Raw genomic sequence first — 13685 nt, 5'->3', positions numbered from 1 at the left:
CATGCTCTTGGAACTCGCTCTCTGGCTCGGCCAGGACATTCGTGGCTTCAACGTCTTCGGCTACATCACGCTGCGTACGGTGCTGGCCGCGCTCACCGCGCTCGCCATCTCGCTGATCGCCGGCCCGGCGGTCATCCGCTGGCTGGCGGCAAAGAAGATCGGCCAGGCAGTGCGCGACGACGGCCCGCGCTCGCACCTCACCAAGGCCGGCACGCCCACGATGGGCGGTGCGCTGATCCTGATCTCGATCGGCCTCACCATCCTGCTGTGGGGCGACCTCGGCAACGACTACATGTGGGTGACGCTGCTGGTCACGCTGGGCTTCGGCGCGGTGGGCTGGGTCGATGACTGGCGCAAGGTCGTGCATCGCGACCCCAAGGGCCTGGCCAGCCGCTGGAAGTACCTGTGGACCTCGGCGATCGCGCTTGCGGCCGCGGTCTATCTCGGCCTCACCGCCTCGACGCCGGCCGAGACCGAGCTCATCGTGCCCTTCTTCAAGGCCATCGCCTATCCGCTGGGCATCTTCGGTTTCATCGCACTGACCTACTTCGTCATCAACGGCACCAGCCACGCGGTCAACCTCACCGACGGCCTCGACGGCCTGGCGATCATGCCCACGGTGATGGTCGCCGCCGCGCTCGCCATCTTTGCCTATGTCGCCGGTCACGTCGGCTTCTCCAACTACCTCGGCGTGCCCTACATCGCCGGCGCCGGCGAACTGGCGGTGTTCTGCGGCGCGATCTGCGGCGCCGGACTCGGCTTCCTGTGGTTCAACGCCTACCCGGCCGAGGTGTTCATGGGCGACGTCGGCGCGCTCGCGCTGGGCGCGGCGCTCGGCACCATCGCCGTCATCGTGCGCCAGGAGATCGTGCTCTTCATCATGGGCGGGCTGTTCGTTGCCGAGACCCTGTCGGTGATGCTGCAGGTGCTCTACTTCAAGGCCACCGGCGGCAAGCGCATCTTCCGCATGGCGCCGCTGCACCACCACTTCGAACTCGGCGGCTGGAAGGAAACCCAGGTCGTCGTGCGCTTCTGGATCATCACCATCATGCTGGTGCTGTTCGGCCTGTCCACTCTCAAACTCAGATGAGCGCGCTCACCGGAAAACTCGTGCTGGTCATCGGCTTGGGCGAATCCGGCCTCGCCATGGCGCGCTGGTGCGCGCTGCGTGGCGCGCGCCTGCGCGTCGCCGACAGCCGGCCGACCCCGCCCGGTCTGGACGCCCTGCGCGCCGACGCGCCGCTGGCCGAGATCGTCACCGGCGACTACGACGCGGGCGTGCTCGAAGGCGTCGATCTGGTGGCGCTCAGCCCGGGCATCGACCCCCGGGTCGGGGTGGCGGCCGAAGCGCATCGCCGCGCGCTGCCGATCACCGGCGAGATGAGCCTGCTCGCACAGGCGCTGGACGAGCTCGGCGTGCGCGCGCAGTCGCGCGTGCTCGCCATCACCGGCACCAATGGCAAGACCACCACCACCGCGCTCACTGCGGCGCTCGCGCGCTCGGCGGGTATCGACGCGGTGGCCGCCGGCAACATCAGCCCGGCAGCGCTCGATGTGCTGATGCAGCGTCTCGAGCTGGGCGCAGCCCTGCCGGCGTGCTGGGTGCTCGAGCTTTCGAGCTTCCAGATCGAGACCATGCGCGCGCTCGATCCCGAAGCCGCGACCGTGCTCAACGTCACCGACGACCACCTCGACCGCTATGCCGGCCTTGGGGAGTACGCCGCCACCAAGGCAGCGATCTTCCAGGGGCAGGGGGTGCAGGTGCTCAACCGCGACGATGCGCGGGTGGCGGCGATGGCGCTGCCGGGCCGGCGGGTGATCCGCTTCGGCACCTCGGCACCCGCGAGCGCCGACGACTACGGCATCGCCGAGCGCGCTGGCCAGGCCTGGCTGGTGCGCGGCGAGCAGCGCCTGATCGCGCTCTCCGACCTGCCGCTCGCAGGGCGCCACAACGCCGCCAACGCGCTCGCCGCGTTCGCCCTGTGCGAGGGGGGGCTGGGTATCGCCCCGCAGCGTCTGATCGCCGGCCTGATTGCCTTTCGCGGCCTGCCGCATCGCGTCGAGCTGGTCGCCGAGCGTGCCGACGGCGTGCGCTATTACGACGACTCCAAGGGCACCAACGTCGGCGCCACCGCCGCCGCGCTCGACGGCATGGACTGCCCGGTGGTGCTGATCGCCGGTGGCGACGGCAAGGGCCAGGATTTCTCGCCGCTGGCCGCGGTGCTGGCGCGCAAGGCGCGCGCGGTGCTGCTCATCGGCCGCGATGCCCGCCGCATCGAGCACGCAGTGGCGGGCTGCGGCGTACCCCTCGAACATGCCGCCGATCTCGACGCCGCCGTGCTGCGGGCCAATGCGCTCGCCCTGGCCGGCGACGCCGTTCTGCTGTCGCCCGCCTGCGCCAGCCTCGACATGTTCCGCAACTACGCCCACCGCGCCGAGGTCTTCATCGCCGCGGTGCGCCGCCTGCCCGGGGTGACGCCGCGATGAAGCTCGCCAGCGCCGTGCGCGGCTTCCTCCACGCTGCCGAGCGCAAGGCCGACCCGGCCCAGCGCAGCGTTCAGCGCCTCGCCCAGGGCGGCACGCCGGCGCGCGAGCTCGACCTGCTGCTGATCTGGTCGGCGGTCGCGCTGCTGCTGCTCGGCCTGGTGATGGTCTACTCGGCCTCGATCGCGATCGCCGAAGGCAGCCGCTTCACCGGCTACAAGTCGCACTACTTCCTGATGCGGCACGCGGTCTTCCTCGCCATCGGCCTCGGCCTCGGCGTGGTCTCCTTCCAGCTGTCGATGGCGCGTTGGCAGCAGCTCGCCCCCGCGCTCTTCGTTGCCGGCGTGGTGCTGCTGGTGGTGGTGCTGATCCCCGGTGTAGGCCGCGAGGTCAATGGCGCGCAGCGCTGGCTCTCGCTCGGCCCGGTGAACCTGCAGCCCTCCGAGCTGATGAAGATCTTCGCCGCGCTCTACGCCGCCGACTACACGGTGCGCAAGCTCGACGTCATGGGCAGCTTCATCAAGGGCTTCCTGCCGATGCTGGTGGTGATCCTGTTCGTCGGCTTCCTGCTGCTGAGCGAGCCCGACTTCGGCGCCTTCGTCGTCATCACCACGATCGCCTTCGGCATCCTCTTCCTCGGCGGCGTCAATGTCCGCATCTTCGCGCTGCTGGCGGTGCTGGCGGTGGTCGGATTCGTGCTGCTGATCTGGACCTCGCCCTATCGTCGCGACCGTATCTTCGGTTTCATGGATCCGTGGCAGGACGCCTTCGGCAAGGGCTACCAGCTGTCGCACTCGCTGATCGCCTTCGGCCGAGGCGAATGGTTCGGCGTCGGCCTCGGCGGCAGCGTCGAGAAGCTCTTCTACCTGCCCGAGGCCCATACCGACTTCCTGCTCGCGGTCATCGCCGAAGAGCTCGGCTTCGTCGGCGTGCTCACCGTGGTCGTGCTGTTCGCCATCGTCGTCCAGCGCGCCTTCCTCATCGGCCGCGAGGCGATCAAGCTCGAGCGCTACTTCTCCGGCCTGGTCGCCCAGGGCATCGGGCTGTGGATCGGCGTGCAGTCCTTCATCAACATGGGCGTCAACATGGGCCTGTTGCCCACCAAGGGCCTGACCCTGCCGCTGATGAGTTTTGGCGGCTCGGGCATCGTCGCCAACTGCATCGCGATCGGCATCCTGCTGCGGATCGACTGGGAGGTGCGTCAGCTCAAGCGGGGCGCGACGCCATGAAAACGCTGATGGTGATGGCGGGTGGCACCGGCGGTCACATCTTCCCCGGCATCGCGGTGGCGGAAGCGCTGCGCGCGCAGGGCTGGCGCATCGTCTGGATGGGCAACCCCGAGGGCATGGAGGCGCGCATCGTGCCGCAACGCGGCTACGACACCGCCTGGGTGCGCTTTGGCGCGCTGCGCGGCAAGGGCCTGGTGCGCAAGCTGCTGCTGCCGGTGAATCTGTTGTCGGGTTTCTGGCAGGCGCTGCGCGCGCTGCGCCGCACGAAGCCCGACGTGGTGCTGGGCATGGGCGGCTACATCACCTTTCCCGGCGGCATGATGGCGGCCCTGCTCGGTCGCCCGCTGGTGCTGCACGAGCAGAACTCGGTCGCCGGGCTGGCCAACCGCGTGCTGGCCCGGGTGGCCGACCGCGTCCTCAGCGGTTTCCCCGACGTGCTGCCGAAGGCGCAATGGCTGGGCAATCCGGTGCGCGCCGACATCGCGGCGGTGGCCCCGCCCGCCGAGCGCTACGCCGGCCGCAGCGGCCCCTTGCGCCTGCTGGTGGTGGGCGGCAGCCTGGGCGCCGCGGCGCTCAACAAAGTCCTGCCGCAGGCCTTGCTGCGCCTGCCCGCCGAACAGCGCCCGCAGGTGCTGCACCAGGCCGGCGAGAAGCAGCTCGAGGCCCTGCGCGCGGCCTATGCGGAGGTCCAGGTCGAGGGCGACCTGCGGCCCTTCATCGAGGATATGGCCGCGGCCTATGCCGAGGCCGATCTCGTCGTCTGCCGCGCCGGCGCGCTCACCGTCGCCGAGCTCGCGGCGGTCGGCGTCGCCAGCCTGCTGGTGCCGTTCCCGCATGCGGTCGATGACCACCAGACAGGCAATGCGCGCTTTCTCGCCGAACGCGGGGCCGCCTACCTGCTGCCCCAGAATGAACTCACGCCCGAGCGCCTGGCGGGCATCGTGTCCAGCCTCGACCGCGAGCGCCTGTTGCAGATGGCCGAGCATGCGCGCGCGCTGGCCCGGCCCCAGGCGGCGGCCGCGGTGGCACGGGTGTGCGCCGAACTCGCCGAAGGAGCGCCCGCATGAAGCACAAAGTCAGAAACATCCACTTCGTCGGTATCGGCGGTTCGGGCATGAGCGGCATTGCCGAGGTGCTGGTCAATCAGGGTTTTCGCGTCAGCGGCTCCGACCTCGGTAACAACGCTGCCACCCGCCGGCTGCAGAAGATGGGTGCCTGCGTCGTGCATAGCCACGACGCCGGTAACGTGGCCGGGGCCGACGTGGTCGTCGTGTCGACCGCGGTCAAGGCCGACAACCCCGAGGTCGTGGCTGCGCGCGAGCGCCGGGTGCCGGTCGTGCCGCGCGCCCAGATGCTCGCCGAGCTGATGCGCTTCAAGCACGGCATCGCGATTGCCGGCACCCACGGCAAGACCACCACCACCTCACTGGTGGCGAGCATCCTCGCCGAAGGCGGCATCGACCCCACCTTCGTCATCGGCGGCCGTCTGAACGCCGCGGGCGCCAATGCGCGCCTGGGCAGTGGCGACTACCTGGTGGCCGAGGCCGACGAGTCCGACGCCTCCTTCCTGCTGCTCAATCCGGTCATCTCGGTCGTCACGAACATCGATGCCGACCACATGGAGACCTACGGCCACGACTTCAGTCGCGTCAAGCAGGCCTTCGTGGACTTCCTCCAGCGCCTGCCCTTCTACGGCGTGGCGGTGCTGTGCGAGGACGACCCCAACGTGCGCGAGATCGCGCCCAGGGTATCGAAGCAGATCGTGCGCTACGGCCTGTCCGAGGCCGCCAACATCCGCGCCGAGAACGTCCGCGCCGACGGCAGTCGCATGCTGTTCGACTGCGTGCGGGTCAATGGCACGACCACCCGGCTGGCGATCGAGCTCAACCTGCCCGGCATGCACAACGTGCTCAATGCGCTGGCGGCGATCGCGGTGGCGACCGAGGTGCAGGTGCCCGACGCCGCCATCGTCAAGGCGCTGGCCGAGTTCAACGGCGTCGGCCGGCGCTTCCAGCGCTACGGCGAGGTGGCCTTGCTCGACCAGGACGGCGACGAGGCCGGCAGCTTCACATTGATCGACGACTATGGCCATCACCCGGTGGAGATGGCCGCCACCATTGCCGCGGCCCGTGGCGCCTTTCCCGACCGCCGCCTGGTGCTGGCCTTCCAGCCGCACCGCTACACGCGCACGCGCGACTGCTTCGAGGACTTCGTCAAGGTGCTGTCCACGGTGGACGCCTTGTTGCTTGCCGAGGTCTACGCCGCCGGCGAGACGCCGATCGTCGCCGCCGACGGCCGTTCGCTGGCGCGTGCGCTGCGGGTCGCGGGCAAGGTCGAGCCGGTGTTCGTGGAGGACATCGCCGACATGCCGGGAATGATTGTTTCTGCCGCGCGCGATGGCGACGTGGTGATCACCATGGGAGCCGGCAGTATCGGCGCCGTGCCGGGCAAGCTCGCCCGCATCGAGGAAGTATTGTGAATACCGGTCTTGGCAAGGTTGCGGTGCTGTTCGGTGGCTCGTCCGCCGAGCGCGAGGTGTCCCTGATGTCGGGCGGCGCGGTGCTGGCCGCGCTGCAGGCCGCCGGGGTGGATGCGCACGCCTTCGACCCCGCCGAGCGTGACCTGCACATCCTCAAGGAAGAGGGCTTCGAGCGCGTCTTCATCGCGCTCCACGGTCGCGGCGGCGAGGACGGCACGGTGCAGGGCGCGCTCGAGCTGATGGCCATCCCCTACACCGGCAGCGGCGTCATGGCCTCTGCCCTGTCGATGGACAAGTGGCGCACCAAGATGGTGTGGCAGGCCTGCGGCCTGCCCACGCCGCGCTACGCCATCCTCGACGCCGACACCGACTGGGCTGCGGTGGTGGCCGAGCTCGGCCTGCCGATCTTCGTCAAGCCGGCGCACGAAGGCTCGAGCATGGGCGCAACCAAGGTGACCGCCGCCGATCAGTTGCGCGCCGCCTGGGAGCTGGCCGCGCGCTATGACAGCCTGGTCATCGCCGAGGAATTCATCGACGGCGAAGAGCTCACCGCGCCCTTCCTCGAGGATCAGGCGCTGCCGCTGGTGCGCATCGTGGCCCCCGAGGGCAACTACGACTACCAGCACAAGTACTTCACCGACGACACCCGCTACGACTGCCCCTGCGGCCTGCCGCCGGCGCAGGAGGCCGCGCTGCAGGCGCTGGTGATGAAGAGCGCGCGCGTGCTCGGCTGCCGTGGCTGGGGCCGGGCTGATCTCATCCTCACCGCCGACGGCCGGCCCTATCTGCTCGAGATGAACACCGCGCCCGGCATGACCGGCCATTCGCTGGTGCCGATGTCGGCGCGCGTCGCCGGCATGGACTTCACCCGCCTGTGCCTGAAGATCCTGGAGGGGGCCCGCCTTGGCTGAAGTGCGTGCCCGCCCCGCCTCGATCCGCTCCGCCCGTCAGGCGGCCGCGGGTGGGCGCGCGCACGCAGCGGGCGAGCACGGCCTGTGGCATCGCCCGGCGCTGCTCAACCTGATCTCCGACCTGCTCACGCTGGCGGCGGCGGTAGCCCTGGGCTGGGCGCTGGTGATCTGGTTCCTGTCGCGGCCGCTGTTTCCGCTGCGCGAGCTCGTCGTGGTCACGCCGCCGACCCAGGTTACCGAGGCCCAGCTCGAATACGCCGCGCGGCTCGCGGTGCAGGGCAACTTCTTCATGGTCGATCTGGACAGCGTGCGCGCCACCTTCGAGAAACTGCCCTGGGTGCGCAAGGCCGACGTGCGCCGGCGCTGGCCCGACGCGCTCGAGCTGCGCATCGAGGAGCACGAGGCCGTGGCCTACTGGACGGTGTCCGAGAGCGGTGACGCACGGCTCGTCAATCGTCAGGGCGAGGTCTTCGTCGCCGCAAGCAATGCCGACATGCCGCAGTTCGATGGCCCGCAGGGCTCGGCCGCCCGGCTGCTGGCACGCTACGCCGAGTTCTCCGGCCTGCTGCAGCCGCTCGGTGTGCGCCTGGTGGGCCTGGCCCTGTCCGCGCGCGAGGCCTGGCAGCTCCAGCTCGACAACGGCATGACGGTCGTGCTCGGGCGCGAACAGGAAAAATCCCCGCTCGCCGAGCGCCTGAAGCGTTTCATCGCGGTATGGCCCGGCGTGCATCAGGAAATCGACATCGACATCAAGATCGCGGATCTGCGCTATCCGGGCGGGTTCGCGCTGACGCCGGCGGACGCCTCGGTGCTGTTGCAGCCCGCATCGACCACCGGCAGGAAAGGCAAGCAATGAGCAAGGAATACAAGGAACTGATCGTCGGCCTGGACATCGGCACCGCCAAGGTCACCTGCATGGTGGCCGAGGTCAAGCCCGATGGCCGCCTCAATGTCGTCGGCCTCGGCACCCAGGCCACCAACGGCCTCAAGCGCGGCGTGGTGGTCAACATCGAGGCCACCGTCGACGCAATCTCGCGCGTGGTGCAGGAAGTCGAGCTGATGGCCGACTGCAAGATCCACGAGGTCTACACCGGCATCGCCGGCAGCCACATCAAGAGCTTCAACTCCAGCGGCACGGTCGCGATCAAGGAGAAGGAAGTCTCGCCGATGGACGTCGACCGCGTGATCGAGGTTGCGCGCGCGATGCCGATCCCGGCCGAGCAGCAGATCCTGCACATCCTCACCCAGGAATTCATCATCGACGGCCAGGGCGGCGTGCGCGAGCCGATCGGCATGAGCGGCGTGCGCCTCGAGGTCAAGGTGCACATCGTCACCGGCGCGGTGTCGGCGGCGCAGAACGTCATCAAGTGCGTGCGCCGCTGCGGGCTGGAGGTCATGGACCTGAGCCTGCAGCCGCTCGCCTCCAGCCACGCGGTGCTGACCGAGGACGAGAAGGAGCTCGGCGTGTGCATGGTCGACATCGGCGGCGGCACCACCGACATCGCGGTGTTCACCCAGGGGGCCATCCGCCACACGGCGGTGATCCCGGTGGCGGGCGACCAGATCACCAACGACATCGCCATGGCCTTGCGCACGCCCACCACCGAGGCGGAGGAAATCAAGATCCGTCACGGCGTGGCCATGCACCAGCTCGCCGATGCCGACGAGATGATCGAGGTGCCCGGCGTTGGCGACCGCCCGCCGCGCAAGCTGTCGCGCCAGGCGCTGGCCGACGTCATCGAGCCGCGCGTGTCCGAGCTGTTCGAGCTGGTGCAGGCCGAGCTGCGCCGCAGCGGCTACGAGGAGCTGCTGTCCTCGGGCATCGTGCTCACCGGGGGCTCGGCCGTGATGCGCGGCATGGCCGAGCTGGCCGAGGAGGTGTTCCACATGCCGGCGCGGGTTGGTGCGCCGCAGTACGACGGCGGCCTCGCCGACGTCGTCTGCCAGCCGCGCTACGCCACCGCCATGGGGCTGGTGATGGAAGGGGCCGCGCAGCGCCGACGCGGGCTGCAGGCGCGTGACACGCGCAGCGTGAAGCAGCTTTTCGGGCGCATGAAGTCGTGGTTCGAACGTAACTTCTGACCGGGCCATGGGGGTCCGGTCGTTTTGGATGAAGGCCGGCTAACAAGCGCGTATTTAGTAGTAGACTGCGCGTCTGATACTAGATGCAGGTTAGGCGGCATTCGGGGTCTAGCAGGGCTGTCAAATCAGGAGGCGAGGCAAATGTTTGAAATCGTTGAGAAGGAATCGAGCGGGACGATGATCAAGGTGATCGGTGTCGGCGGTGCCGGTGGCAACGCGGTCGACCACATGATTCGCGAGGGCGTGAAGGGCGTGGATTTCATCTCCGCCAACACCGACGCCCAGGCGCTCAAGCGCTGCCTGGCTTCGACCAAGGTTCAGCTTGGCAACACCGGCCTCGGCGCCGGCTCCAAGCCTGAGGCCGGTCGTGCCGCTGCGCAGGAGTCGCGCGACGACATCGCCGCGTCGCTCGAAGGCGCGCACATGGTCTTCATCACCGGCGGCATGGGCGGTGGCACCGGTACCGGTGCGGCACCCGTGGTGGCCGAGATCGCCAAGGAGATGGGCATCCTGACCGTCGCCGTGGTCACCAAGCCCTTCGACTTCGAGAACCGCATCCGCGTCGCCGAAAGCGGCGTCGAAGAGCTCACCCGCCATGTCGACTCGCTGATCGTCGTGCTCAACGACAAGCTGCTCGACGTCTATGGCGACGACGCCGGCTTCGAGGAATGCTTCCGCTCGGCCGACAACGTGCTGCGCTCGGCCGTTGGCGGCATTGCCGAGATCATCAACGTGCCCGGGCTGGTCAACGTCGACTTCCAGGACGTGCGCACCGCGATGGCCGAGATGGGCCGCGCGATGATGGGCTCGGCCGAAGCCGCCGGGCTCGATCGTGCCCGCATCGCCGCCGAGCAGGCCGCGGTGTCGCCGCTGCTCGAAGGCACCGAGCTCTCCGGTGCGCGCTGCGTGCTGATCAACATCACCGCCAGCAAGTCGCTCAAGATGTCCGAAGTGCGCGACGCGGTGAAGACGGTGCAGGCCTTTGCCGCGCCGGAAGCCTTCGTCAAGTACGGCACCGTGTTCGACGACGCGATGGAAGACCGCATCCGCATCACCGTCGTGGCCACCGGCCTCGGCGCCCCGCGTGCCGCGCGCCAGCCGGTCATGCAGGTAGTGCAGGGCACCGGCACCTACGGTCCGTCGATGAGCAGCGGTGCGGTGGATATGAGCAACCTCGATGTCCCCGCCGTCATGCGCAGCGGCCGTCGCACCACGGTCGAGGCGATGAGCACCAGCGGCGTCGGCACCTACGACATCCCGGCCTTCCTGCGCCGCCAGGCCGACTGAGCCTGACCCGGGCGGCGCCCCGCCGCCCACCGACGCTGCCATGCAGCGTCCTGCCCCTGTCCGGACGAATGCCTCCCGTCCGCGCAGGGGCTTTGTATTTGCGCGTGTGCCCGCCTCAGGCCGGCTTCAGGCCCGGCGTGCCTTGCCGTACCAGCGAAAGCGCTCGATGACCTCGGCCATCTCGGCCTCCGACAGCAGCACCGGTGGGCCGAGCTGCAGGGTGCGCCAGTACTGCTCGCACAAGGTCTCGAACTCGATCGCGAGCGCCAGCGCATGGCCGAGGTCGCGGCCGAAGACGACCATGCCGTGGTTGGCGAGCAGACAGGCGTTGCGCGCCTGCAGCGCGGTGACGGTGGCGTCTGACAGGGCCTGGGTGCCGAAGGTGGCGTAGCGCGCGCAACGCACGCTGATGCCGCCAAAGCGCGCGATCATGTAGTGGAAGGGCGGAATCTCGAGGCGCTGGCAGGCGAGCGCGGTGGCAAAGGGCGCGTGCGCGTGCAGCACCGCGCCGGCGGCCGCAAAGGCGGCGTAGATGTCGCGGTGAAGCTGCCACTCGGACGAGGGCGCGAGCGGGCCGGCATGGCGGCCGTCCCCATCGACCACGGCCATGTCCTCGGGCCGGCAGCGTTCGGCCGGCACCCCGCTGGGCGAGATCAGCATCTTTCCTGCCGGCAGGCGCACGCTGGCATTGCCGGCGGTGCCGACGTTGAGACGCGCCTCGCCCATCGCGCGCAGAGTGTCGAGCAGGGTGCTGCGCAGCGCGAGCTCCTCGTCCGCGGGCAGGCCGCAGGCGTCGCCCGCGGGCTCGCCATGCTCCACCGTCTCGCGCATGTCCACGCCACCGTCCGCGCTCATCGCCCGCCCTCCGGATACAGGCTTGCCAGCGCATCGGCTGCCACCACGCCGCGCTCGGTGATGATGCCGCGGATCAAGCTGGCGGGGGTGATGTCGAAGGCCGGGTTGGCCACGCGGCTGTCGGCGGGCGCCAGCCGCAGCGTGGCGAGCTCGGCAGGGTCGGTGCCATCGGCCATGCCGCGCAGGCGGCAGACCTCGTCGGCGCCACGGTCCTCGATGGGAATGGCGCTGCCGTCGGCGCAGGCGAAGTCCAGCGTCGAATGCGGTGCGGCGATGTAGAAGGGCACGCCGGCGGCCTGCGCGGCGAGCGCCTTCAGGTAAGTGCCGACCTTGTTGGCGGTGTCGCCGTTGGCGGCGACGCGGTCGGCACCGGTGATCACCAGGTCGACCTCGCCGCGCATCAGCAGCAGGCCGGCGGCGTTGTCGGCCATCAGCACATGGGGCACGCCGGCGGCGCGCAGCTCCCAGGCGGTGAGCAGGCCCTGGTTGCGCGGCCGCGTCTCGCTGACGAGGACCTCGACCGCCAGGCCCGCTGCCTGTGCCGCGTAGATCGGCGCCAGCGCCGTGCCGGCGCCGCAGGTGGCGAGCCAGCCGGCGTTGCAGTGGGTCATCACGCGCAGCGGCCCGCTGCGGCGCGCGGCCAGCGCGCGCAGGATGTCGAGCCCGTGGCGTCCGATCGCCTCGCAGGTCGCGGCGTCGTCGTGGCGGATCGCCTCGGCCTCGGCCCACGCTGCCTCGACCCGGCGCGCCGGCGCCAGCGGCCGCAGCGCGGCGGCCATGCGTTCCAGCGCCCAGTGCAGGTTGACCGCGGTCGGGCGGGTCGCACCGAGCAGCGCGATCGCCGCCTGCAGCGTGGCGTCGTCGGCGCCCTGGCGCGCCAGCGCCAGCGCCACCCCAAATGCCGCGGTGGCGCCGATCAGCGGCGCGCCGCGCACCTGCATGTGGCGGATCGCGCCGGCGACCTCGTCCACGCTGGTCAGCGCGACGCGCTCGCTGCGAAACGGCAGTAGGGCCTGGTCCAGGATCAGCAGGCGGTCGCCATCGCGGCACAGGGTGGGAATCGGTTGTTCGAACATCGTCATGGCTGGAGGGGTCCGGGTCGGAAAGAGAAGGGAGGTCGGCTCAGCGGCAGGGCGGGACGCGCACGCCGCCCAGATCGCGTCGGAGCCGTGCCCTCAGAGCGCGGCGAGCCGGTCGCAGGCCGCTGCCAGCGTGGCCTCGTTCTTGGCAAAGCAGAAGCGGATCACGCGCTCGTCGCGGCCGTCGGCGAAGAAGGCCGAGACCGGGATCGCCGCCACGCCCACGTTGCGCGTCAGGTGCTCGCAGAAGGCGGCGTCGCCCATGTCGCTGATGCGCGCATAGCGTGCGAGCTGGAAATATGTGCCGTGCGAAGGCAGCAGCTCGAAGCGCGAGCCCGCCAGCGCCGTGCGGAAGAAGTCGCGCTTGGCCTGGTAGAAGGCAGCCAGCCCGGTGTGGCGCGAGGCGTCGGCCATGTAGTCGGCGAGCGCGAGCTGCACGGGCGTATTCACCGTGAATACGTTGAACTGATGCACCTTACGGAACTCGGCCATCAGTTCGCGCGGGGCCAGCACGTAGCCCACCTTCCAGCCGGTGATGTGGTAGGTCTTGCCGAAGCTCGACACCACGAAGCTGCGTGCGGCCAGCTCGGGGTGGGCGGCGCAGCTCGCGTGCATTGCGCCATCGAAGACGATGTGCTCATACACCTCGTCGGCCACCACCACGATGCCGGTGCCGCGCGTCAGCGCCGCCAGGCGCTCGAGGTCGGCCTGCGTCCACACCGTGGCGGTGGGATTGTGCGGCGTGTTGATCATGATCATGCGCGTGCGCGGCGTGATCGCGGCGGCCACTGCGTCCCAGTCGGGGCGGTAGTCGGGGGCGGTCAGTTGCAGGCGCAACGGGGTGCCGCCGGCGAGCTCGATGGCCGGCACGTAGGAGTCGTACACCGGCTCGAACACGATCACCTCGTCGCCCGGGCGCACGCAGGCGGTCACCGCGGTAAACAGCGCCTGAGTCGCGCCCGCGGTCACCGTGATCTCGGTCTCGACGTCGTAGCGCGTGCCGTACAGGGCCTCGACCTTGGCTGCAATCGCCGCGCGCAGCGGCAGGCAGCCGGCCATCGGCGCGTACTGGTTGTGGCCGGCGCGCATCCAGTGCGCGACCCGCTCGAACAGCACCTCCTCGGCATTGAAGTCGGGGAAGCCCTGGGACAGGTTGATGGCGCCACAGCGCTGGGCCAGGCGCGACATCACGGTGAAGATCGTCGTGCCCACGCCCGGCAGGCGGGATTCGAGGGCGGCAGGAAAGGTCGGCATGGCGGCGGCGGTGGCGTGAACGGGG

At 69.9% G+C, this 13685-nt stretch carries 12 protein-coding genes; 9 read left to right on the top strand and 3 right to left on the bottom strand.

From position 1 onward, the window contains the following. The first annotated feature begins 1 nt into the window (after window position 1). The 9 genes from mraY to ftsZ all read left to right on the top strand — a co-directional run bounded on the left by mraY (window position 2) and on the right by ftsZ (window position 10472). Complete coding sequence (gene mraY, locus ACMV5O_RS00935) at window positions 2–1090, top strand: phospho-N-acetylmuramoyl-pentapeptide-transferase (RefSeq protein ID WP_416161699.1); 1089 nt, start codon at window positions 2–4, stop codon at window positions 1088–1090. Next, on the top strand, window positions 1087–2487 hold the full coding sequence (gene murD, locus ACMV5O_RS00930) for a UDP-N-acetylmuramoyl-L-alanine--D-glutamate ligase (RefSeq protein WP_416161698.1): 1401 nt from the start codon (window positions 1087–1089) through the stop codon (window positions 2485–2487). Before mraY ends, murD begins: the two co-directional genes overlap by 4 nt. Next, window positions 2484–3713: a putative lipid II flippase FtsW gene (gene ftsW, locus ACMV5O_RS00925; protein ID WP_416161697.1), complete on the top strand. Its 1230-nt coding sequence runs from the start codon at window positions 2484–2486 to the stop codon at window positions 3711–3713. The genes murD and ftsW overlap by 4 nt, the downstream gene beginning before the upstream one ends. After that, a complete protein-coding gene (gene murG / locus ACMV5O_RS00920) occupies window positions 3710–4780 on the top strand; it encodes an undecaprenyldiphospho-muramoylpentapeptide beta-N-acetylglucosaminyltransferase (protein WP_416161696.1) in 1071 nt (356 codons plus the stop codon). The genes ftsW and murG overlap by 4 nt, the downstream gene beginning before the upstream one ends. Then, window positions 4777–6192 (top strand): UDP-N-acetylmuramate--L-alanine ligase, encoded by a 1416-nt coding sequence (gene murC / locus ACMV5O_RS00915; protein WP_416161695.1) that lies wholly within the window; start codon window positions 4777–4779, stop codon window positions 6190–6192. Before murG ends, murC begins: the two co-directional genes overlap by 4 nt. Beyond that, window positions 6189–7103, top strand: a complete 915-nt coding sequence (locus tag ACMV5O_RS00910; protein ID WP_416161694.1) for a D-alanine--D-alanine ligase — start codon at window positions 6189–6191, stop codon at window positions 7101–7103. The genes murC and ACMV5O_RS00910 overlap by 4 nt, the downstream gene beginning before the upstream one ends. After that, window positions 7096–7959, top strand: a complete 864-nt coding sequence (locus ACMV5O_RS00905; RefSeq protein WP_416161693.1) for a cell division protein FtsQ/DivIB — start codon at window positions 7096–7098, stop codon at window positions 7957–7959. Before ACMV5O_RS00910 ends, ACMV5O_RS00905 begins: the two co-directional genes overlap by 8 nt. Then, complete coding sequence (gene ftsA / locus ACMV5O_RS00900; protein WP_324537730.1) at window positions 7956–9185, top strand: cell division protein FtsA; 1230 nt, start codon at window positions 7956–7958, stop codon at window positions 9183–9185. Before ACMV5O_RS00905 ends, ftsA begins: the two co-directional genes overlap by 4 nt. 141 nt (window positions 9186–9326) lie before the next feature. Beyond that, the gene (gene ftsZ / locus ACMV5O_RS00895; RefSeq protein WP_416161692.1) at window positions 9327–10472 is read left to right on the top strand and encodes a cell division protein FtsZ; all 1146 of its coding nucleotides are present in this window, start codon (window positions 9327–9329) and stop codon (window positions 10470–10472) included. 126 nt (window positions 10473–10598) lie between these two features. Here the strand turns inward: ftsZ and ACMV5O_RS00890 are convergent, their stop codons facing one another. From ACMV5O_RS00890 to ACMV5O_RS00880, 3 genes are all read right to left on the bottom strand, one after another. Beyond that, window positions 10599–11303 (bottom strand): class II aldolase/adducin family protein, encoded by a 705-nt coding sequence (locus ACMV5O_RS00890; RefSeq protein ID WP_416161941.1) that lies wholly within the window; start codon window positions 11301–11303, stop codon window positions 10599–10601. A 20-nt stretch (window positions 11304–11323) separates the two neighbouring features. Further along, window positions 11324–12403, bottom strand: coding sequence for an S-methyl-5-thioribose-1-phosphate isomerase (gene mtnA / locus ACMV5O_RS00885; RefSeq protein ID WP_416161940.1), 1080 nt, complete (start codon window positions 12401–12403; stop codon window positions 11324–11326). A 99-nt stretch (window positions 12404–12502) separates the two neighbouring features. Next, window positions 12503–13660, bottom strand: a complete 1158-nt coding sequence (locus tag ACMV5O_RS00880) for a pyridoxal phosphate-dependent aminotransferase (RefSeq protein WP_416161691.1) — start codon at window positions 13658–13660, stop codon at window positions 12503–12505. Window positions 13661–13685: the final 25 nt, after the last annotated feature.

It is taken from the genome of Thauera sp. WH-1, from assembly GCF_047806685.1.
Lineage (GTDB): Bacteria > Pseudomonadota > Gammaproteobacteria > Burkholderiales > Rhodocyclaceae > Thauera.
This window is presented reverse-complemented; position numbering and strand designations above follow the sequence as displayed.